This window comes from Shewanella canadensis, from assembly GCF_003966225.1.
In the GTDB taxonomy this organism is placed as follows: Bacteria; Pseudomonadota; Gammaproteobacteria; order Enterobacterales; family Shewanellaceae; genus Shewanella; species Shewanella canadensis.
The window spans coordinates 64,882-84,896 of record NZ_RXNU01000002.1 but is presented as its reverse complement, the minus strand read 5'-3'; the positions used below and the strand labels follow the sequence as shown (position 1 = coordinate 84,896).

Genomic DNA, 20,015 nt, shown 5'->3' with positions numbered 1-20,015 from the left:
TGCTAATAAAATGGTTAAAATAAAATAATAGTTTTTGCTTTCTATTGTTCACTCTTTTTGGTTTGTCGTATCTCGTTGTTTTTTATGTGTTTGGTTGTTTTGCTTGTTAGATATGTAATATGTGGAATTGTTATATATAACTACTGATAATCTGTAATGGATAATATCCTTATTTGATAATATGATCGCGGGTTTATTTCTATTATTAAGTGGTGAAAATAATTGCATATATTTTAATTTGAGAGCAATACTTAATTGCAAACTAAATATAAACAGATGTTTTGGAGGTTTATCATGAACGCCACCGTCATACTCAGTTATACATTTATGTACTTTGTCCTGTTTGTCATCGTTCCATTAGTTGTCGTGACGTTTGTGATGACTTGTATTAAGTTTTTCCAAACAACCGACGTACAAATGGCAGCAACAGAAGTCAGCATCAAGCCACATCTGCTCGATATGCAATCCATGCAGTTTTTAAAGACATTAAAAACCATAGCTAAAGGCCGTTACGACGTGCTCTATGACGCCTCTTTAGTGAATGTGGTCGATATAGACCAAGCCGTTAAGAATCATGATGAGGTGAAGGAGTATATGGAGCACTGTCATCTCGATTATGTGGTCGTGGATAATGAGTCATCATCAGTTAAGTTAGTGATGATGAATCCTGAAGAGAGCACCAGCGATCAAGTCGAGTTTATCGAGAAGTGTTTGTCATACACTGGAGTGCAGTTTATCAAGTTAGATAAAGATAAGAACTGTGATGAAGCACTCATCAGAAACGCGCTAGCCGCATAGCCGATAGTGGCGCCGAGCAAATCCGTTTGGTGCCACATTCCACCGAGATTTTAGCATTCATCTATCGATGTAAGGACAAATCATGTCCAGGTTATCCCGCTATTGGCCCGTATTTCCAACAATTGAGTTGCCAACAATCCTGTTGCCATCATTCATCTACTTAGTCGTGGCCGGAGCTTCTTTTCCTGTCTCTGCGCAGCCAAATGAGTCTCTGGCGATAAATCAAAGTTCCTGCATGAAGTGCCATAAACGCAACGGCGCCATGTTTGGGCTACATGCTAATACCGCACTTGCAATCCAATGTCAGTCTTGTCATGGACAGAGAGGTAAACATCCCAGGAAGGGGTCGAACATTCGACGTTTTACAAGTGATAGTGCTACCCCGGCGACTGAACAAGCGGGAACCTGCCTCGAGTGTCATGATCATGAAACCCTAGCCATGGCTGATTGGACCCACAATGTTCATGCCGACAAGATCAGTTGCGCTAGCTGTCATCAGCTGCACGTGGAATACGATCCTATCCTTGGGATCACGACGAAAGAGCGCAGCCAGCTCTGCCGCGGGTGTCATCTCGTTAAATAGTGGGAGTATCAATGATGGATATCTCAAAAAGACATTTTCTTACCGGTTGCGGCACCTTGATAGCGGGGATCTCTATCTACTCTGTGGCGAAAGAGCTGGCAGGATCTGAGGCTGGAGCCTCAGTCGATCAAACTCAAACAATCAAATATGCCATGGTGCACGATGAAAACCTCTGCATTGGCTGCAATGCTTGTGAGCAAGCCTGCCGTGACGTTAATAATGTGCCTGATGGCGTTTCCAGGGTCGTGATCAATCGAACCGGTCCATTTGGTGAGTACCCGGATCAGAGTTACCGTTTCAGTCGTAAATCTTGTCAGCATTGCGAAGATGCACCCTGCGTAAAGGTATGCCCCACGGGCGCCGCCTACATAGATCCAGACACAGGGATTGTCGGTGTGAATCAAGATAAGTGTGTCGGTTGCCAGTATTGCATTGCGGCTTGTCCCTATCAGGTAAGATTTATTAACCCTGTGACTCAAACGGCCGACAAGTGTGATTTTTGCAGAGAGACTCAGCTTAAGCAGGGCAAACAACCTGCTTGCGTCGAGGCGTGCCCGACTCATGCTCTGGTATTTGGCAATATCAGAGATCCTGAGTCTGAGTTAGTCAAAACATTAAAATCGAAACCGACGTATCGAGCTAAAACGGATTTAGGCACCCGCCCTAAGTTGTTCCATGTACCGACTATTGATGGGGAGATAGTATTATGAGTGCATTTCATTTCGATGGATTAGTCTGGCATTGGCCTATCGCTATCTACCTGTTTCTGGCCGGCTTGTCGGCAGGGGCGGTATTTTTCGGCATATTGTTGAAACATTTTAAGTTAGGTAAAAAGGCCTACCAGTCTAGATTTATTCAAGCCGCCGCCCTGATAGCACCCGTTACGGTTTGTGCCGGCTTAGGTATTTTAGTTCTCGATCTTACTAAGCCCTTGGACTTTTGGAAGATCCTGGTGTTTTACAACTCCACTTCGGTCATGTCCATGGGCGTGTTGGTATTGATGGTCTATCAGCTGATGCTGTTTGCCTGGATAGGGGCCATATTCTGTACGCCTATCGTTCAGTGGTGTGAGGGGCGTTGGGGCTTGGTCACGAGAGGCTTGATTAAATTACAGCAATGGGAAGATGTGATCACAGGGGTACTACTCATATTATCGCTATCATTAGGCGCTTACACCGGATTCCTGCTGTCGGCCTTAATCGGATTCCCACTGCTCAATAACCCAGTTTTACCTGTCTTGTTCCTGGTATCGGGGCTCACCTCCGGCGCGGCAGCGACCTTGCTGGTGGGCGTACTTCTCAAGGGAAACCCGAATGGTATCGAGGTGCGCTTTATCCATGGGATAGAGATCCCCATGATACTCATTGAGATGGCGATACTCTTTACCTTCTTCGCAGGACTCATCTTGTCAGGTGGACAAAGTCAGGTCGCGGCGTTCAATGCGCTGGGTGAAGGCTTCTGGGGCTGGATCTTCTGGGGAGGCGTGGTCGGCTTAGGTTTGACACTGCCACTGGCGTTTAACTTATGGATGAAGGTCTCTGCCGATAGAAAATTTGCCTATGTCGCGGTAACGGCCAGCTTTAGTTTAGTGGGCGTGTTATTGCTGCGTAACTTTATTCTCTATACCGGACAGATGACGGGGACTTAGTTAGAGAGTTAGTGGGGAGTTAGCGAAAGGCATATTGGTGTGCTCATATTGGTGTTCTCACTTTGAAACTCCTGTTTTAGAGGATAGAGCATAGAACACAGGGCAAGGAATTCGTTTCCTTGTCTTTTTTATGCGCTCTCAAACTGTTTTATTCTCTCTTTGATGTAAACCTCTTTGAGTATTTGTAATGCTCGGGGTAAGATCGACCTCATAAGCTAATCAAGGATGATCAGTATGAAAGCTCTCTATACACGTACTCTCGATATACTTACCCTCTATAAATCTACTCTCTATACACGTCATTGGCCGTCGCTAAAGCCACTCTCTGCCCTGTTTAAAACGGCACTTCTATCTACTTCGTTGATCACAACTTCTATGCTCCCTCTTGCCGTTTTCGGTCAGGCATTAATCTTGGATGATTTTCTCGACGGCGATGAAGTTAAACATGAATTGGCCATTTTTAGTCAAGAGGTGAGCTTTAATCTGCCCAAGGGGTGGAAGCTTGCGTTTAATGAGCAACAGGCCGGTATGTACGCCGCCGAGTTTGTTCCATCAAGCCAGGAGTTAAGGTCTTGGTCTTCGATGTTCTGTGTGCAGGGCTTTGAAGGCTTGAGTGAAAATATTGAGCCTGAAGCGTTTCTCGATTCGCTGGCTAAAGCCTACAGAGAGACTTGTGAGGGCGAGGTTATTTATAATAAGTTGGGTGAGAGTGAGGTCGATGGCCTTGAGGGATTTAGTGCCATTTTAGGCTGTACCCGCATGCCCGATACCCATAAGGCGACTCGCTTAACAGCTACCGGCACAGCTTCGGTGCCACAGGGAGAGATAGGTCATTACACCGCGATATCCGGGGTGGACGATCTGTATTTGCTCCATCAATCCAAACGTGGCGATGTGTTCAGTGCAGATAAGCCGCCTTTGGAGTCGTTAAATCACCGGGAGTTCATGTCGGCTATCTCTCCTTTGAGACTCAGTCGCTGATATATTCTGGATGAGGAATTTATTGTTCCTCGCAAATATTAGACATTTATACGTATAGACGTCTATAATGCGGCCAATCGTGATCCGGTTGTTAATCCGGAGACGTTTTAGAGCAAATCAATAACAAGATTTATGCTGTCAATCTTTTGTGGTGCCTGCTCTGTCTGCTTTTGGTGTGATGTGAATGTTAGTGCAAACGCCTTGAGTGAGAGAGAAAGGATAATCGGGAAGCCTGTGAAAATCTGGCACTGCCCCCGCAACGGTGAAAGGTGAAAGTGAGGTGCGTCTATCTATTACACTGATAATGGAAGGGCGTTAGAAAGCCCCTACTTGCTCGGATAAAGGTCTTTTGATCTTACCGAATAGCCTCAGTCCGGAGACCGGCCCATTAGATGATTTTGAGATTTCGGCGGGCAGATCTCGAGATGCGATAGGGTGATTGAATTCAGTGAACTGAACTTGGCCTCGTCGTGACATCTTTGCCCCGTTTTCCTTTCAGGAGTTAAAGGTAAAATGGGTACTCAAGCTAGACAATCAAACAAATTATCAAAATTAGCCATGCTAATCGGCAGTGCTCTGGCCTTGTCAGCGTCGACAGTGGCTTTCGCGGCCGATTCATCACAAACCGATGCCGGCGTGACTAACACTGTGGATGAGGTGATAACCATCATCGGGCGCAGTGAAAATACACCGCTTAATATTGCCGCAAATGTGAACATTATCGATATGGCAGCCATCGAGATGAGCGGCGCGACGACACTGACCGAAGTGCTGCGTGGACAGAGTGGCATACAGATCTCGGACTCGAATTCCGGCGCCGTGTTCGCCATGCGTGGCTTTTCTGCCAGCCAAGCGGCTAACAATACCCTTATCCTAGTCGATGGTCGCCGTTTGAATAATATTGATATTGCGGCACCAAGTATCAATGCCATCCCACTCAATCAGATAGAGCGCGTCGAAATACTGTCGGGCAGTGCCGGTGTACTCTATGGCGATCAGGCGGTGGGCGGTGTGATTAATATCATCACTAAGGCACCAAACAGTGCAGGCGGCGGAATTCAGCTGTCTGGTGGAAGCTTCGATACCTATGAAGGCAAAGGTGATATCTCGGGTGCCATCAGTGATACCTGGCGTTACTACGCTGCGGCCAGTTATAACCAAGGTGATAACTATCGTGAGCACAACGCCAACAAGACCTCGTCTGTATTAGGTCGCCTGCAATATGAAGATGGGCCACAGGACTTTTTCGTTGAGGCCAGCTACTACGATAACGATCGTGAGTTGACAGGGGCGTTGACTGAGGATCAGATTAAGGAAGACCCTCGCCAATCGAATGCGACGTCACCGGGTGCATTTGATAGCTATATGCACGACATGACTACGGCTGCCCGTAGTGGATATAAGTATCAACTCAACGACGAGTGGTCTCTCGGTGCCGATCTTAATTATTCCGAGACCCTGATCACCGGGCTTAATGATTGGGGCACATCGAGAAAAGACACGCGCTCACTGTTAGAGTTTACTCCTAAAGCTGTGGCTAATATCGCTACCGAAAAGGGTGACTTGAATATCGTCACCGGTATCGACTTGAGCCGCGGTGAGTCTGAATTTAGCAGCGGTCGTGGCAATGTTCAGAAACTCGCCAGTGCCTATGTGCAAGCGACCGTGCCATTATCTAAGAGTCTCAGCTATGTTGTGGGTGGCCGCTATGCAGAAGTGACCGATGAACTGGTTGACCCTGCTGCATATCCCAATGGTGTTGAGTTAGATCAAGATGCACACGCCTTCGAGCTGGGTCTTAACTATCGTCCAACGACCGCACACAGGCTCTATCTGCGCGCCGATGATAATTTCCGTTTCGCTAAGGTCGATGAGCAGGCTTATACACCAGCCAGTGTTGTTGGTCTTAAGCCGCAGACGGGTCGCTCATATGAAGCGGGTTGGGACTGGACACCTAAGTCGCACACATTACGTTTGAGTGCGTACCGTTTAGAACTTGAAGATGAGATTGTATTCGATCCGAGTGCCGAAACCCCTGCTGGTGGTAGCTTTCCCGGTGCCAATGTGAACGCCGATGCATCACGTCGCTACGGTATGAGTGCCGACTGGGATTGGCAGCTAACCGATAAGGTACAACTGGGCGCCGAGTACAACTATATCGATGCCGAATTTACCGATGGCGTTAATGAAGGTAAGCAGCTTTCCTGGGTGGCTGAGCACACTGGCCGTGGCTATTTCAGCATCGATGCAGATCAAAACTGGCAGGTGTTTACCGAACTGGTCTACACCGGAGAGCGCTTTATCGAGGGTGACAATGGCAATGCCGACCCTAAGCTGGACTCATATTGGTTAACTAACCTGGCGGTTAACTATACCCGTGATGCCTGGCTTGCCAGCTTCCGTGTCGATAACCTATTAGATGAGCAATATGTCAGTGCCGGTTATTACAGTAATTTTGGCGGCGTTAGTTACAATGGCTATTATGCGGGTACCGGACGTGCCCTGCGTCTGACGGCAAGTTATCGCTTTTAAAGAAGGAACTAGAACTTAGGGACGAGAACTTAGGATAGAAAGCTTAGGTTCAAGAGCCTTAGGTTTTTCTTTAAGCCAGACCTCAGGTCTGGCTTTTTTATGTGTTAAATTTGAGCTAGGAGCTACGGTTTATTCGCTGCTCTATCTTTAACTTAAAACTTAAAACTAACGTTCAAAGGAGAGAGAATGAAAAGAGTATTAGCCGGATTGTTCTCGATAGCTTTATTTCTGCTTTCGGCTTGCTCTGGCCCTAAGCTTGAGCCGCTTTCGAGTGATGCCGAGATCTGGGCATTTGGAGATAGCCTGACCTATGGCAAGGGGGCGGCGAGGGGGCAAGATTACCCTACGATGTTGGCGGGTCTCTCACAGAAGCGGGTGATCAATGCCGGGGTATCCGGCGAGACCACCACGCAAGGACTGGATAGGCTGACGCAGCTCTTAGAATACGATTCACCGGATCTGCTGATCTTGATGGAAGGTGGTAACGACTTTCTGCGTAACCAGAATATTGGCCAGACTAAGGCTAATCTGGCGCAGATGATTGAGCTGGCCCAGAGACGATCGATCCCTGTGGTGCTGGTGGCCGTTCCCCGTAAGGGTATCTTTCTCTCTCCGGCAGCGCTCTACAGCGAGCTGGCCGAAACCTACGGGGTGATCCTGATAGAAGATGAGTTAACGGACCTATTGAAAACAGCTGCAATGAAGTCAGATACGATTCACCTTAACGGTGCGGGTTACAGGGCTTTAGCCGAAGTGATACACCGTCGCCTTATTCAGGTTGAAGCCCTGTAAACTCATAGGCTTATACTCGGTTGATATTGGACAGGAGAGAAGAGTGGCGCAATAAAACTTCAGCACCTATCTGTGTGCTCAAGCCGTTATAAACCGCTGAGAATCGTTTCAAGGGATATTATTCATCGAACCTATGATTTAGAACCTATGATTATGGCGATAAAATGACCATACTTCAGGGGGAGGGGATTTTCTCGAGGCTTATATTGACCTTTTTTATTTGCCCCATGGAGTGATATTATCCTTGTTATCAGACATAAGGCAGATAAATCGAGTTAAAGTATTCATTTAGACGAAATCAACTTGACCCTGATAGCCCTTTTATGGGTAAATTCCCCGATAACAAATGGTGTCGTACCATCATAAAAAGTAGGTTAAAAAGTTCTCATGACAGATCTTGAGCATCAAGTATTCACTCAAGTACGTGCAATTATTAGTAACGAAGAGCAAGTAATTGGTCGCCGGGGTATTTTGATCCCGTTAAAGAAAGCCATTATTGCCGATGGTGATATTCGTAATGTCATCGATATTGTGTCATCAGATCCCGCATTAGCGGCCCATATGCTATGGCGTAGCCAGTCGGCCGCTTTTGTCAGTGGTAATACATCGAAGAACCGCTCTCTCAAAGATGCACTGGTTAGGTTAGGTCAGGTCAACATCTATCGCTATGCATTCACTTTTTATCTTAAAGAGCGTCTCGACGAGTTACCTCAGCCGTATAAGAAGCTGGTGTTTGGATATTGGGCGCTGACCGAGAGTATCGCTGCCGATGCCGTTGACAGCTTGCATCAGATGGAAGGGGTGGATATTAATCCCGATGAAGTGCAAACCTTAGCCCTGTTCAGCGTCTTCGGCGAGATTATCGCTCTGACCGCATTTGCTTATCTGAATGCCGAGTCGGAAGAGTCTTTCCCCTTGAGTATCATCAAGACACTCATCGATAACCAAAAGCAGACATTAACCATAGAAGCGTTCGAATCTCTGGGGTTAGATGAAGAGCTGAAAGATGAATTCATGATAGCGCATAATTTACGCCAGACTCGCGATCCTAACTCGCCAGGTTTGGTTCTTCGCCGCGTCTTGTCGATGAGAAATCAGCTGCTTAAGCCGTTATAAAGAAGATTCGAGTTACGAGCATTAGGCTGTAGCTCGCGACTCGCAACTTTCTTTGCCCTGTCTTTATTGCAATATCCTAGGAACTCACTGCCAGATCCTAGGATCTCGTACCTTCAATTAATTCAACTTATGTTGTTTCGCTATCCCTTCGATGGCGACTAATTCGAGCCATTTCTGTGCCAAGGCGGCATTAACTCCATCTTTTCTGTAGGCCCCGAACAGTGGACGCTTCAGTCCTTCTGTGCCTAACTTAACTGCGGTGAGGTTTAAACCATGGGACTCGCTGATAGACCAAGTCGGCAGGGCCGCGATACCGTCTTTGCAGGCGATACGTTGAAGTAACATCATGGTCAGATCGCAGCTAAGCTGCTCACCCGCTTCGACGCCAGCGGGTTCAAGAAAGTGTCGATACAGATCTAATCGCGCTAAGGGAACCGGGTAGCTGATGATGGTCAGCTTCTCCAGTTGCTTTGGGGTGACATACTCCAATGATGCCAGAGGATGATCGTTGGCGACGACAAGTTTGACCTCGAAATCGAACAGGTGCTGGTAGGCAAGGGCCTGACCGGGAACCGGATCTGAGGTGAGTACCACGTCCAGCTCTCCCATTTCGAGCGCATTGAGTGAATCGAACAGGTGACGACTGGAGAGATCTAAATTGGCTTGAGGGTAGGCGTTTCTGAACTCTTCCATTACCGGCATCAACCAGCGAAAACAGCTGTGACACTCGATACCGACGCCCAACTGATTATGTTCGTCCCTGAGTCCCTGTTTAAGATCTGATTCAGTTTCAATCACCTTAGGCAGGATCTCCTCGGCAAGGTTTAGCAGTCTGGCTCCCTCTTGTGTGAATGACAGGGGTTTGCTCTTTCTGACAAAAATAGAGGAGTTAATTCGGGTCTCCAGCTCTTTAATCTGATGGGAAAGAGCCGACTGAGTGACGAAACGTTTCTTGGCGGCGCCAGCTAGACTTCCACTCTCCTTCAGGGCAACTAGTGTTCGTAAGTGTCTAAGCTCTATCATATATATACCCGTTTATCCCTACATGAATTTTGTTCATGTTGCGCTTGAAATCAATTCGTTTGTCAGCAAATAGCCTAACACAATAAACTTCTAGACGTCCAGACGCCCAAGTGTGTTTTGCATCGACAGATGTTAAATCACCACGAGCAACAACAAGGCTATTGGCGCGTTTACTCTGAATTCTGCTCACATTAAAGCAAAAAGGTATACAATATGCAAACTTTGAAAGAGGTAACGATAGCGAATCTAGGATTTCCCCGAATTGGTCGTCAACGTGAGCTCAAGTTTGCTCAGGAAAAGTATTGGCGTGGTGAGATAACCCAAGCCGAGTTAACCCAGATTGCCAAAGCGCTGCGCAGCACTCACTGGGAATGGCAAGCCAAGGCCGGAGTGGAACTCCTGCCTGTCGGCGACTTTGCCTATTATGATCATGTGCTTACGCTTAGTGCGACACTTAACGCTATCCCTGAGCGTCACCGCGGAGAAGATCAGGCCGATAGAGTCGATTTAGATACTCTGTTTAGGGTTGCCCGTGGTCGCGCACCAACGGGAGGCGATGCCCCGGCCGCAGAGATGACCAAATACTTCAATACGAACTATCACTATATCGTTCCGGAACTGGAAGCCGATCAAAGCTTCACTGTCGCCTATGAACAGATATTCGATGAGGTCAGTGAGGCTCAGTCATTAGGCTATAAGGCTAAACCCGTGCTGTTAGGCCCGGTTTCTTATCTTTATCTGGCTAAGGCGGTGGGAGGTGAGTTCGATAAGTTAACCCTGTTACCTCAGCTGCTTAAGACTTACGGGGATATCTTAGCGCGTTTCTCATCTCAGGGAGTCGAGTGGGTTCAACTGGAGGAGCCTATTTTAGCCCTTGAACTCGATAGCGATTGGCAAGGGGCTATTGCTTCTGCCTATGAAGCGCTGCAACACGTTGAGGTAAAAGTATTACTCGCCACTTACTACGGTACGATTGCTCATCATCAATCGCTGGTCTCAGCCCTGCCGGTGGCGGGTCTTCACCTCGATCTGGTGACTGCGCCCGAGCAACTCGCCGGATTTGCCGCCAACCTTAGAGCCGAGCAGATTTTATCACTGGGGGTGATCAATGGCCGAAACGTTTGGGCGGCAGATATCGACTCGATTGCCGATCGCATCGCCCCAGTGGTGAACGATCTTAAGGGACGGGTATGGATAGCGCCCTCCTGCTCGTTATTGCATACCCCTGTAGATCTGGATGTCGAGGTGGAGCTGGAACCGGCGCTGAAGCAGCAGCTCTCTTTCGCTAAACAGAAATTGTCTGAGCTGGCTCAGTTAAAAAGATTACTCACCACGCCCGAAAGCAGTGGCGACATAGCCAAAATCGATGTGATCAGAGCCACCTGTGTTTCGCGTCGAAACGCACGGGCAGAGGCCGCTGACAGACAAGTGAACAGCAGAGTCGCAGCGCTGAGCCGTGATGATTATGAGCGCGATACTGGGTTTGCCGGCAGACAGACCCTGCAGCAGCAAAAGTATCGATTGCCGTTGCTACCGACCACGACCATAGGGTCGTTTCCTCAAACCCCGGCTATTCGTGGATTACGTAGTCGCTGGCGTAAAGGTGAGATCACCGAAACGTTTTATAACGACCAGTTGCGTCAGGTGACCAAAGATACGGTCGAGCGTCAACTTAAGCTGGGCATCGATGTACTGGTGCACGGCGAGGCCGAGCGTAACGACATGGTCGAGTACTTTGGTGAACAGTTGCAAGGCGTTGGCTTTACTCAGTTTGGTTGGGTACAAAGCTATGGCTCTCGCTGTGTTAAGCCGCCACTTATCTATGGTGATGTATCACGTCCTAAGCCTATGACAGTCGATTGGGCAGGCTATGCCCAGAGTCTGACCGAGAAACCGGTAAAGGGGATGTTGACCGGCCCCGTGACTATCTTGCACTGGTCCTTTGCCCGCGAAGATATCAGCCGTGAGCAGATAGCGACCCAGATCGGCTTAGCAATTAGAGATGAGGTGATCGATCTTCAAAATGCCGGGATCGGCATTATTCAGATCGATGAACCGGCGTTCCGTGAAGGGCTGCCGCTGAAGAGGAGCGATTGGGATACCTACCTTAAGTGGGCGGTGGATGCCTTTAAACTCAGCGCCGCAGGCGTGGATGATGAGACTCAGATCCATACGCACATGTGTTATAGCGAGTTTAATGAAACGATCAAAGCTATCGCCGCCATGGATGCGGATGTGATAACCATTGAAACCTCACGCTCACGCATGGAGCTGCTCACCGCCTTCGAGGATTTCGAATACCCCAACGAAATTGGCCCCGGAGTCTACGATATCCATACGCCGAACACGCCGACGGTGGATGAGATGGTGACACTCATCGAGAAGGCGGCCCATAAGATCCCGCTTCGCCAGCTCTGGGTTAACCCAGATTGCGGCCTCAAGACCCGCACTTGGGATGAAGTGGAGCCGGCACTTCAGAACCTGGTACAAGCGACTAAGGTACTGAGAAGAAGGTTAGGTTAGAGCTGAGAAGTTTCGAGGTTCGAGCATCGAGTCGCGAGTTCAAGAAAGAGCAGAGATAGCTGTAAGCTGTAAGTTAAAAATAGAGCTGAGAAAGTTGGAAGCGGTAAGTTATAAGTTAAGGATAGAGTGAGGAGAGTTACCTTCTCGCTCTATCTGTTACTTACAGCCATTTCATCTCAGAACGTTTGGGCTATTGAGTTGCTGCGGTTTGCTGCAAGGCTTCCGGGGTGGCAAAACCACGGAGAACATTACTGAGCGTGATTGCGGCAAAGACCACAATGATCAAAGAAAGGTGCCACGCTTGGCTCAACCCTAAATGAACCAGCACCATGCTGACGATGGAAGATACCACCATTTGTCCGCCTCCGGACATGGCCGCAGCTGCTCCCGCCTGTTTCTTGTATGGCTGCATCACCATGGCCTGAACGCAAGGTAAGGCTATACTGTTGCCCAGTATCATCAATAGCTGTCCTAGCATTAAATACAGAGGCTCAGTTGGGCAGAAGAATAACCATAGTGCAGCAGCAACATGCAGCACTGGAGTAGATAACAGCAGTTTCTTACTGCCGATAATAGGGCGCATACGATTACATATGCTGGCACCAGCTAACATCCCGAGCGCAGGGATAAGCGCCCACATCGCGTATTTATCAGACGTCATACCAATTTGGTTTTGCATGATGAATGGCATCACCGAAATCGTGGTGATCATCAAACTGAAGTTCAGCCAACCTATGCTGGCGAAACTCATGAAGTAACGTGAACTCAGTAGCTCACGATACTGCTGTAACATCTTCCTTGGTGATGGGATCTGAGTGGTTTGGCCGACAGTCTCTTGGAATCGCAATGCAATGATCGCCCAAACGAGAGAGACATAGCCCAGTAAGGAGATGAACACCATAGTCCAGCCAAAGTGGAAGTTGATGAAGCCACCGATCACAGGAGCCATCAGAGGCGTAATCGATGCAGCCATTGCAATGTAGGACATTGCAACCGGAAGTTCTGCACCACTGAAGCGATCTCGTGTGGAAGCTCGTGCCAATACTGCACAACATCCCGTCCCCAAACCTTGCAGGAAACGGCCTAACACCATTCCAGTAAATGAATGGCTGAGGAAAATGATCATCAATAGACCCATCATGGCGATCATAAGCCCAATCAACAACACTTTTTTGCGTCCTAGCGCATCGGAAACCGGACCATAAATAAATTGAGATGGGCCAAATCCAAGCAGGTAAATACTGACTAATATCTGAGCCCGTTCGTGGGAAATCGCAAAGTCTTTGGCTATCCAGGGCAGTGATGGAAACACCAAGCCCATGCTAAATTGCCCGACACTGATGATTAAACAAACCAGTAAAATTGTTTTAAATTCAATCTGTCTGCTCACGATGCATCATCCGAAGATGAGTGCGTTTTGCCTCTTCGTCTCAAGCTGCCTTCATCATCAAATGTGTTCAACTTGGCTTTGACCCGTTTCACCGTAGACAAGCTGACGTCGCACTGTTCTGCAACACTTTGTAGAGTCAGACCCTCAAGTAACAATGCGGCGATCTGCTGATGCTTTTCTTTATCCGCAGGTCTGCCGCAGAATTTCTGCTTCCACAGTTCAGGTTTGTCTTTGAGTGCTTTTCGCCCTTGTTCTGCGGCGAATAGGCGACGCTGAGTTTGTACTTTTCCGTAACCCGATAACAGCGCTAGTAAAGCATGACGATGAGGAGAATCTGGTTCAAATGCCAGTGGCTCACACGCGGTCTGCAATATCACCCCTTTTTCCAACAAACTGGTAATGACTTGCAGCGTTTGACTGAAATCATGACCAAATTCAGTCAGCCACCAAATGATTACCGTATCACCCGATTCGAGAGACTTAAATAGTTGGCTAAATGCTGTTCGTTCCATTGGGGGAACATCGCCACGCACTTTGTCTTGAAAGTGCTCAGCCTCAGGAGCTAACGATGTCATCGCAGCGAGTTGCTCTTGATACGCTTTATTCTTGGGAGAAAACCGAGTGTAAAGATAGGTCGCCATTATGTCTCCTTGTGGTTCATATGGTGTTATGGCTCATAATTGTATGTTAATTCCTCACCCCATTCAACCCCAAGTGAACCGTGAGCAATCTGAATTTCTGGTTTGTGAGTGCATTAGTTTGAATTATATATGAAAAATCTGATGAATATTTTTTTTAACGGTTTCAGTTAAAACGGATGGTAAGTACGAGCCCTGAGTTCAAGAAAGAGCTGAAGTTAAGAAGTGGCGAGGTTCGAGTAACGAGTTTAAGACAGAGCTGAAGATAGAACAGAGAAGTCAGGAGTTCCCAGGTACCAGAACCTAGGAACTCCTGGCCACGAAGTGGCATTCTATTAATCCAAGCGGGTAAATCCCGCATAATTGATCCCGGATAACAGTGCCATCTCTCTGTGCCAGGTGGCCAGATCATCCTTGTTGAAATCACTCAAGTTATTATGTCCGCAGGCTCTGGCCATCACCTGCATCAGCTCTATCGAAGCGTTGAAGAAGTTGGCCAGTTGTTGTGATGACTTGTCCACGTTCAGGCGTTGGCGCAGATTGGCATCTTGAGTGGCTATACCCGCAGGGCAGTTGTTGGTGTTGCACATGCGCGCCGCGACGCAACCGATAGATTGCATCGCACTGTTGGAGATAGCCACACCATCGGCGCCCAGGGCCATGGCTTTGACGAAGTCCATCGGCACTCGAAGGCCACCGGTCACGATCAGGGTTACTCTGCCTGTAGCGCCTTGTTCATCGAGATAACGCCTGGCCCTGGCTAAGGCCGGAATGGTGGGGACACTGATATGGTCTCTGAACATCTCGGGGGCGGCGCCGGTTCCACCACCGCGCCCGTCGAGTATGATGTAATCGGCGGTGGCATCGAGGGCAAACTGAATATCCCGCTCGATATGGTTGGCACTGAGTTTAAAGCCGACGGGCACACCGCCGCTGACTTCACGCACCCGATCCGCGAAGCGTTTAAAGTCGCATGAATTTTTCAGCTCTCTGAAGGTGGGGGGAGATATCGCGGGTTCTCCCTCGGGAATGCCCCTAACCTGTGAAATCTTGCCTTGGTTCTTGATGCCGGGAAGGTGTCCGCCGGTGCCTGTTTTAGCGCCTTGTCCGCCTTTAAAGTGAAAAGCCTGTATCGAATGCAGTAGCTCCTCTCTATAACCAAATTGCGCACTGGCGAGTTCGTAAAAATACCGGGGGTTGGCGGCTTGCTCTTCGGGCAGCATGCCTCCCTCTCCCGAGCAGATCCCGGTACCCGCCAGTTCGGCGCCTATCGCCAGCGCGGTTTTAGCCTCTTCCGAGAGTGCGCCGAAACTCATGTCAGAGACAAACAGGGGGATCTTCAGTTTCAGAGGCTTTCTGGCCTGTGGCCCGATAATCAGTTCGGTGGAGACGGTTTCATCTTCCTGTAGAGGTTTGGTCGCCATCTGCGCTGTCATGATCTGAATATCATCCCAGTGGGGCAGTTCATGGCGGGGCACCCCCATGGAGGTCATGGGGCCGTGATGGCCAAGCTTAGTTAACCCATCTCTGGCGAGCTGATGAATAAACTCTACGGTAGGCTCCTCGATGGTGGCTTTGGCTGCGGGGGCGTTATCCTTATCGGGCGCTACGCTCGGCCCAGGACCTTCTGTGCCGACCTGTTTAGCCGTGAACTGTTTATGGCTGCCATCGCAAAATGGGGCGTTGCCCGTGTGCTTGCAGGCACACAGATAGGCATCGCCGTCTTGCTCGGCGGTAAAGGCTTTGGGTTTGAATGAGGTACCGGCGTGGGAGCCATCGCAAAAAGGTTGCTTCTTGGATCGGCCGCAGGCGCAGAAGTAATACTCTTTTCCTTTGGTGAGCTCGACTTTCTTGGGTTTGTTATCTGCAACGATAGGATTGCTCATACCTTCTCCTTGATAAAGTTTCACTCGGCGGTGTGACTCACTGCAATGTCAGGTGAGTCAGCGGTTCTCTTTTTCTATATATTTTAGTAGATTAACGGCCAGTTAGAGACAAATGAGCATAAATAGTCAGGATGTAGGTGGGTATGGCTGAATTTTTATGCTCTTTTAAAGATAACCTAAGCGATGGATAATATTTCTGCAACCGTTGTTTTTTTGTTCGCTCATGGCCATAAATAGGAGAAAGTTCCGTTTAAGATGAACTATTTTCGACTAAGTCCGGTCATATCATCATGCAGCAAATATTACCTATTTATTTTTCAGGAGAGGACCATCACTAAGCCGTTTGCTAAGCGCTCTGAAACCAAATGGACGGCGATAGTGGTCACTATCTTAACTCTGTTTTGTCTGGCTCAAAATAGTGGATTATTCAACTTGGCTCTTAATTTAGAGAGAGCACAAGGAGAGACGGCCGGGCCGTTATCTGTGCTGTATAGTGCAGCCTTTAAGCCCAGTGCTAAAAAGCCCGGTGCTATCGAAGGCGATAATGAGTCTAGTTCTGGTTTATCCCAGAGCCCTTTATCCGATGTAGCTCTGTCTGATGCCGCGCTCTCTGGTACAAACTCATCCGAGGCCAGCTCTTCTCAGGCCGAAAGCTTCGAGTTTAAGCGCTGTGAACTCTCTGAAAAGTCGATGCGTTTATGTCTGGAAGACACCAGTGCCATAGCGCTGTTAGTCTTGCTGTTTCTGCTTCCTCTCTCTCCTTCGTTTGTCAGGGTATTAAATCGGGTACCCAAGAAAGTCTCATTCGTCAGATATCGGCGACTTCATCTTACACTCTGTCGCTTTCAGGAGTAGAACCGGTTCGAGTCACTTTCTGATACCTGTGGGTATTATTGCCTGTGACCCGAATTGTTAGTCGTTCCTGCTATATAAGCTTTTTTATTAGTCACTTGTTATTAAGTGTATGTTTATTTAAGGCCAGTCTCGTCGATTGGATTTATTCTGCTTGTTCTGTATTCGCTACGGAATGGAGATGAACTTGAAGTATCTAAAAAATCTATTCGCGCTCTGTTTGATTCTGTTATCGAGCTCGGCGTTTGCGCAATCCACCCCCTGGATTGAAAACCCTAACCATCCTCCGGTGAAACTGAGGTTGATGTTGACCGGGGAGTTTGACTCAGTCAATAAAACCATGCCTGCCGTACTGGAGGTTAAGTTAGAAGATGATTGGAAAACCTATTGGCGTAGCCCGGGTGAGGGCGGGATAGCACCTGGCATCAAATGGGACAAGTCGACCAATTTAAAGCGTGTCGACTGGTCATGGCCGGTACCTGAGCATTTCTCGCTGCTGGGGCTGCAAACCTGGGGCTATAAGCATCATGTAAGCTTTCCTCTGCTGTTGACCGTAAATGATAGTGATGATGTCGCTCAATTGAGAGGCAAGGTCACCCTGTCATCATGCACTACCATCTGTGTGCTGACCGATTATGAGGTATCACTGGATGTGACTCCCAGTGAGTTGAGGGCCGACAGTGAGGCGATGTTTACCTATAACAAAGCCGTGTCTAAGGTACCGCAGAAGGTCGGAAATGGCGTAGGAACACAAATTAAAATCGGTTGGGACAGTGCGAAAAGCAAGCTGCAAGTTGAGCTCGATGCGGGTCAATGGCGACAGCCTCAACTCTTGATCGATGGCGAGCCCGATACGGTATTTACCCTTAGCTCCCTTAAAGAGAAAGAGAGTGACAGTGGGCCGACTAAGCTCATTGCCACCTTCGATGGTAAGAGCTGGTTAGGGGCTTCGGAGGTGCTTGGCAAAACGCTTAATGTCACGGTCGTCGATAGTGAACAGGCTTTTGAGTATTCAAATGAAGTGATACCGACTCAGATTATTGAGGATGATATTTCACTCATTAAGGTGTTATTTATCGCGCTGCTTGGTGGCCTGATACTGAATGTTATGCCCTGTGTACTGCCTGTACTCGGCATGAAGTTAAGTACGGTTATCGCCGCACCTGAACTAAAGCGCAACGAGATCCGTCAGCAGTTTATTGCATCGGCATTGGGTATCTTAGTCTCTTTCTGGCTGCTGGCCGGATTCATCTTAGTGCTTAAATTCACCGGACAGGCGATTGGTTGGGGCATTCAGTTCCAGAACCCTTGGTTTATCGGCTTTATGGCTATCGTGACCTCAATCTTTGCCCTCAATATGCTCGGCACATTTGAGATCAACCTGCCCTCCAGTCTGCAGACCAAACTGGCGACCACAGGTGGTAACAATAACCGGGGCCATTTCCTGCAGGGGATGTTTGCGACCCTGTTGGCGACGCCCTGTAGTGCCCCTTTCTTAGGGACTGCGGTCGCCTTTGCCTTGGGTGCCGATACGCTCAGTTTGTTTGTTATCTTTACTGCGCTTGCCGTCGGGATGGCGTTGCCTTGGCTGCTGGTTGCTCTGTTTCCGCAGGTGGCGAACTACTTCCCTAAACCCGGTCGTTGGATGAATATCGTTAAGGTGTTCTTCTCGGTCATGTTGCTAATAACCAGCCTGTGGTTAATCACTCTGCTGAGTAATTTTATCGCTTCTAGCATTTTGTGGGTATTCGCCGGGTTATTGGTGCTGATGTTTTTTGTCTTTATGGCAAAGAAACATGGCAGTGCCGCCGTGATAGCCAGCATTAGTCTGGGCATATTATTCAGTGCCGTTACCGCCTTTATGACCTCTGAGCAGTGGGCCAGACCTTTGCCCACAGACTTAGTCTGGACGCCTTTGAGTGAAGCCGGGATCGCTCAACAGGTCGCACAGGGCAAAACGGTGTTTGTCGATGTGACGGCTGACTGGTGCATCACCTGTAAGGCCAATAAGGCAGGAGTGATACTGCAAGACCCTGTTTATAGCTCACTCAAGCAAGCGGATATGGTGATTATGAAGGGGGATTGGACTAAGCCATCGGCTCCTATCACTAAGTACCTGCAGAGTCATAATCGCTTCGGTGTGCCTTTTAATGTGGTCTATGGCCCCAATGCGCCTCAGGGGATAGAGCTACCTGAAATTTTGAGTACCAATGAGGTGCTATCGGCGATTGAGCGTGCCTCTTCGAGGGCGATAGCGGCGACGCCCGCTGTGGGTGACACGGACTCCGGACAGCTCAGATATGACTAGCCCTGCTTCTTTAAGGTGTGAGATCTCATAACGTTATTCATCTTCAATCGTTAAACTGAACCTATCGTGTGTGCAGGGCTTTTCATCAGTCCTGCATACCAAAGGAAAATCATGAAAGTTCTATCAAGTTTTAATCGCGTTACCGATATGCTGTTTCAATCCCGTAAGGCTAAATTTGCCATGCTGGCCACCGTTGCCGGTTCTGTATTTTTTCTCTCATCACAGTTGATGATGAGTCAGCTTGCTCACGCCGACCATAGTAGTTTTACCGATGAGCAAAAATTGGAGATCAGGGCGATTGTTGAAGATGCATTGGTCAACGATCCTGAGCTGTTAAAGGAGGCCATTATTGCATTACAGATGCGTGAAGAGGATCAGATGAGCCAGGCCAGAGGTAGTCTGGTTGAGCTGCATCACGCGGGATTATTTGAGACCCAAACCGACCCGTGGAAAGGTGCCGAAAATCCAGCCATCACTATGGTCTATTTTACCGACTTTAACTGTCCATACTGTAAGAAACTCGAGCCTTCACTGGACAAATTAATCGAAGATTATCCACAACTAAGAGTCATCACTAAGATGGTGCCACTGCAGGGTGAAGGCTCTCAAAAGGCGGTCGAGCTGGCACAAAAAGTATGGCTTAACGAGCCTGACAAATACCTCGCGTTGAAGGATATGTTGATGTCCAGCCCACGCAGACTCGACACCGATGCTATCGCTAAGGTGGCTAAGCTAACGGATACCGAGCAGTGGTTAACTAAGAGTGATGATCGGGTAGTTAAAGTTGTGCGTGATAATGTCTCCTTGATGAGAGATTTAGGGCTAAGTGGTACGCCGAGCATGATATTTGGAGACACGGTTATTCCGGGATTGGTCACTTATGAGGTGCTAAAAGAGCAGCTTGAAGAAGTGATCCAGGCTAAGGGATAAGGGCTGGGGGAGAGT

General features: G+C 48.4%; 16 protein-coding genes and 1 riboswitch. Of the genes, 12 read left to right on the top strand and 4 right to left on the bottom strand.

Translation table 11 applies throughout. The features are described from left to right. Positions 1 to 294 precede the first annotated feature (294 nt). The 8 genes from EKG38_RS03900 to EKG38_RS03865 all read left to right on the top strand — a co-directional run bounded on the left by EKG38_RS03900 (position 295) and on the right by EKG38_RS03865 (position 8,450). Entirely contained in the window at positions 295 to 798 is a 504-nt protein-coding gene (locus EKG38_RS03900) for a DUF2726 domain-containing protein (RefSeq protein ID WP_126518895.1), read from the top strand. Between the two features lie 82 nt (positions 799 to 880). Continuing rightward, a complete protein-coding gene (locus EKG38_RS03895) occupies positions 881 to 1,381 on the top strand; it encodes a cytochrome c3 family protein (protein WP_126518893.1) in 501 nt (166 codons plus the stop codon). Positions 1,382 to 1,395: 14 nt separating this feature from the next. Continuing rightward, positions 1,396 to 2,091, top strand: coding sequence for a 4Fe-4S dicluster domain-containing protein (locus tag EKG38_RS03890; protein ID WP_126519363.1), 696 nt, complete (start codon positions 1,396 to 1,398; stop codon positions 2,089 to 2,091). Next, a complete protein-coding gene (gene nrfD / locus EKG38_RS03885; RefSeq protein ID WP_126518891.1) occupies positions 2,088 to 3,029 on the top strand; it encodes a cytochrome c nitrite reductase subunit NrfD in 942 nt (313 codons plus the stop codon). The genes EKG38_RS03890 and nrfD overlap by 4 nt, the downstream gene beginning before the upstream one ends. Before the next feature lie 234 nt (positions 3,030 to 3,263). Beyond that, complete coding sequence (locus tag EKG38_RS03880; protein WP_126518889.1) at positions 3,264 to 4,010, top strand: hypothetical protein; 747 nt, start codon at positions 3,264 to 3,266, stop codon at positions 4,008 to 4,010. A 179-nt stretch (positions 4,011 to 4,189) separates the two neighbouring features. Continuing rightward, positions 4,190 to 4,413, top strand: a riboswitch (cobalamin riboswitch). 110 nt (positions 4,414 to 4,523) lie between these two features. Continuing rightward, complete coding sequence (locus EKG38_RS03875) at positions 4,524 to 6,542, top strand: TonB-dependent receptor (protein WP_126518888.1); 2,019 nt, start codon at positions 4,524 to 4,526, stop codon at positions 6,540 to 6,542. A 186-nt stretch (positions 6,543 to 6,728) separates the two neighbouring features. Then, positions 6,729 to 7,334, top strand: a complete 606-nt coding sequence (locus EKG38_RS03870; protein ID WP_126518886.1) for an arylesterase — start codon at positions 6,729 to 6,731, stop codon at positions 7,332 to 7,334. A 387-nt stretch (positions 7,335 to 7,721) separates the two neighbouring features. Beyond that, positions 7,722 to 8,450: an HDOD domain-containing protein gene (locus EKG38_RS03865; RefSeq protein ID WP_126518884.1), complete on the top strand. Its 729-nt coding sequence runs from the start codon at positions 7,722 to 7,724 to the stop codon at positions 8,448 to 8,450. Positions 8,451 to 8,567: 117 nt separating this feature from the next. On the opposite strand, the gene EKG38_RS03860 is transcribed toward EKG38_RS03865, so the two are convergent. Continuing rightward, positions 8,568 to 9,473, bottom strand: coding sequence for a LysR family transcriptional regulator (locus EKG38_RS03860; RefSeq protein WP_126518882.1), 906 nt, complete (start codon positions 9,471 to 9,473; stop codon positions 8,568 to 8,570). 213 nt (positions 9,474 to 9,686) lie between these two features. Between EKG38_RS03860 and metE the strand changes: the two genes are divergently transcribed. Then, positions 9,687 to 11,996 carry a 5-methyltetrahydropteroyltriglutamate--homocysteine S-methyltransferase gene (gene metE / locus EKG38_RS03855; RefSeq protein ID WP_126518880.1) on the top strand — a complete coding sequence of 770 codons (2,310 nt, stop codon included), beginning with the start codon at positions 9,687 to 9,689 and terminating at the stop codon, positions 11,994 to 11,996. A gap of 190 nt (positions 11,997 to 12,186) precedes the next feature. On the opposite strand, the gene EKG38_RS03850 is transcribed toward metE, so the two are convergent. The 3 genes from EKG38_RS03850 to EKG38_RS03840 form a co-directional block, all read right to left on the bottom strand. Beyond that, positions 12,187 to 13,386 (bottom strand): multidrug effflux MFS transporter, encoded by a 1,200-nt coding sequence (locus EKG38_RS03850; protein ID WP_126518878.1) that lies wholly within the window; start codon positions 13,384 to 13,386, stop codon positions 12,187 to 12,189. Next, a complete protein-coding gene (locus EKG38_RS03845; RefSeq protein WP_126518876.1) occupies positions 13,383 to 14,027 on the bottom strand; it encodes a recombinase family protein in 645 nt (214 codons plus the stop codon). Before EKG38_RS03845 ends, EKG38_RS03850 begins: the two co-directional genes overlap by 4 nt. 332 nt (positions 14,028 to 14,359) lie before the next feature. After that, complete coding sequence (locus tag EKG38_RS03840; protein ID WP_126518875.1) at positions 14,360 to 15,910, bottom strand: glutamate synthase-related protein; 1,551 nt, start codon at positions 15,908 to 15,910, stop codon at positions 14,360 to 14,362. 255 nt (positions 15,911 to 16,165) lie between these two features. Here EKG38_RS03840 and EKG38_RS03835 point away from each other — a divergent pair, with 255 nt between their 5' ends. The 3 genes from EKG38_RS03835 to EKG38_RS03825 all read left to right on the top strand — a co-directional run bounded on the left by EKG38_RS03835 (position 16,166) and on the right by EKG38_RS03825 (position 20,000). Further along, positions 16,166 to 16,765 (top strand): hypothetical protein, encoded by a 600-nt coding sequence (locus EKG38_RS03835; protein ID WP_126518874.1) that lies wholly within the window; start codon positions 16,166 to 16,168, stop codon positions 16,763 to 16,765. A 172-nt stretch (positions 16,766 to 16,937) separates the two neighbouring features. Further along, positions 16,938 to 19,070 (top strand): protein-disulfide reductase DsbD family protein, encoded by a 2,133-nt coding sequence (locus tag EKG38_RS03830; protein ID WP_126519362.1) that lies wholly within the window; start codon positions 16,938 to 16,940, stop codon positions 19,068 to 19,070. 111 nt (positions 19,071 to 19,181) lie between these two features. Continuing rightward, on the top strand, positions 19,182 to 20,000 hold the full coding sequence (locus EKG38_RS03825) for a DsbA family protein (protein WP_126518872.1): 819 nt from the start codon (positions 19,182 to 19,184) through the stop codon (positions 19,998 to 20,000). Positions 20,001 to 20,015 lie beyond the last annotated feature (15 nt).

Excerpts from the sequence above, each read along its gene's own strand:
- EKG38_RS03900 (WP_126518895.1), top strand. The coding sequence starts at position 295 with ATGAACGCCACCGTCATACTCAGTTATACATTTATGTACTTTGTCCTG.
- EKG38_RS03895 (WP_126518893.1), top strand. The coding sequence starts at position 881 with ATGTCCAGGTTATCCCGCTATTGGCCCGTATTTCCAACAATTGAGTTG.
- EKG38_RS03890 (WP_126519363.1), top strand. The coding sequence starts at position 1,396 with ATGGATATCTCAAAAAGACATTTTCTTACCGGTTGCGGCACCTTGATA.
- nrfD (WP_126518891.1), top strand. The coding sequence starts at position 2,088 with ATGAGTGCATTTCATTTCGATGGATTAGTCTGGCATTGGCCTATCGCT.
- EKG38_RS03880 (WP_126518889.1), top strand. The coding sequence starts at position 3,264 with ATGAAAGCTCTCTATACACGTACTCTCGATATACTTACCCTCTATAAA.
- EKG38_RS03875 (WP_126518888.1), top strand. The coding sequence starts at position 4,524 with ATGGGTACTCAAGCTAGACAATCAAACAAATTATCAAAATTAGCCATG.
- EKG38_RS03870 (WP_126518886.1), top strand. The coding sequence starts at position 6,729 with ATGAAAAGAGTATTAGCCGGATTGTTCTCGATAGCTTTATTTCTGCTT.
- EKG38_RS03865 (WP_126518884.1), top strand. The coding sequence starts at position 7,722 with ATGACAGATCTTGAGCATCAAGTATTCACTCAAGTACGTGCAATTATT.
- EKG38_RS03860 (WP_126518882.1), bottom strand. The coding sequence starts at position 9,473 with ATGATAGAGCTTAGACACTTACGAACACTAGTTGCCCTGAAGGAGAGT.
- metE (WP_126518880.1), top strand. The coding sequence starts at position 9,687 with ATGCAAACTTTGAAAGAGGTAACGATAGCGAATCTAGGATTTCCCCGA.
- EKG38_RS03845 (WP_126518876.1), bottom strand. The coding sequence starts at position 14,027 with ATGGCGACCTATCTTTACACTCGGTTTTCTCCCAAGAATAAAGCGTAT.
- EKG38_RS03840 (WP_126518875.1), bottom strand. The coding sequence starts at position 15,910 with ATGAGCAATCCTATCGTTGCAGATAACAAACCCAAGAAAGTCGAGCTC.
- EKG38_RS03835 (WP_126518874.1), top strand. The coding sequence starts at position 16,166 with ATGAACTATTTTCGACTAAGTCCGGTCATATCATCATGCAGCAAATAT.
- EKG38_RS03830 (WP_126519362.1), top strand. The coding sequence starts at position 16,938 with ATGGAGATGAACTTGAAGTATCTAAAAAATCTATTCGCGCTCTGTTTG.
- EKG38_RS03825 (WP_126518872.1), top strand. The coding sequence starts at position 19,182 with ATGAAAGTTCTATCAAGTTTTAATCGCGTTACCGATATGCTGTTTCAA.